The 962-nt window shown below is 66.6% G+C and carries 1 protein-coding gene and 2 pseudogenes; all 3 read left to right on the top strand.

Translation table 11 applies throughout. From position 1 onward, the window contains the following. Nucleotides 1-293 (top strand): annotated as a pseudogene (locus F3J38_RS28245) (hypothetical protein); the annotation flags it as partial. Between the two features lie 227 nt (nucleotides 294-520). Continuing rightward, nucleotides 521-715: pseudogene (locus F3J38_RS27725) on the top strand (IS110 family transposase); the annotation flags it as partial. 51 nt (nucleotides 716-766) lie between these two features. Then, the coding region (locus F3J38_RS27720) for a hypothetical protein (protein ID WP_205298441.1) at nucleotides 767-962 on the top strand (196 nt) is incomplete at its 3' end.

Below are 962 nucleotides of genomic sequence, written 5' to 3'. Positions count from 1 at the left end.
AGCAACGCCGCCACCTGCGGCGGTGCCGCCCCCGGCGGTCGCGGCGGTGCCGGTTCCTGCGCTGCCGGAGGCGCACCCGCTGGGCGATCGAGGAGTGCTTCCAGACCGCCAAAGGCGAGGTCGGCCTCGACCACTACCAGGTCCGCCGTTACGACGCCTGGTACCGCCACACCACCCTCGCGATGCTCGCCCACACCTACCTCTCAGTCACCTCGGCGGTCTCCCCAAAATACCTGACCACGTGCTCATCCCGCTCACCCTCGCCGAACTCCGACTTCTCCTGTCACCTCTAATCCACCCCCGTTACCTTCTTGATCAGGCCCGGTGAGGGCTTGCAGGCCGCCGGCCGCGGTATGACTCGTTGCCCCTGTCGCTCGATGATCTGGGGGGTGTTGTCGTCGCGGCCGGAGGACCCTCATGACCGCTGATAGAGACCTGACCCGCTCGCGTGGTCTGCTCGTAACGTGGCGGCCGGCGCGGGTGTCCAGGTCGGCCTGCGGCGACGAGCGAGGAGACCTTCTTGTCGGAATCCGACAACACCGGCTTCGAGGTGTTCTGCGGCCTGGACGTGGGAAAGTCGGTGCACCACGCCTGCGCGTTGGACCGGGCTGGGAAGCGGCTGCACGACAAGCCGTTGCCCAACGACGAGGCCGCGCTGACCGAGGTCTTCACACGGCTCACCGAGCACGGCCGGACGCTGGTCGTGGTCGACCAGGATCGAGTCGAGAAAATCTAGCGGTAATACGCGTTGAGATGGGCCGGAGTTGTGCTAACCGGTTTCGACACCCGGATCAACGTGCAGGCCATCATCCGGGAAGATGCGATCACGCAGTTCGGCGACCAGGTGCGCGCTGAGCTACCACGTCGCACCGCCATCGACGAAGCATTCCAGGTCGGTTGGCGACTTGGCGATCGCCGCGCCCCGGAGATCACCGCCCTCGCTGACATCGTGCGCGGCTTCC

It is taken from the genome of Candidatus Pantoea formicae (assembly GCF_011752625.1).
GTDB classification, from domain to species: Bacteria; Pseudomonadota; Gammaproteobacteria; order Enterobacterales; family Enterobacteriaceae; genus Pantoea; species Pantoea formicae.
The sequence above is the reverse complement of the archived record's forward strand: the minus strand, read 5'-3'. Positions and strand labels throughout refer to the sequence as shown.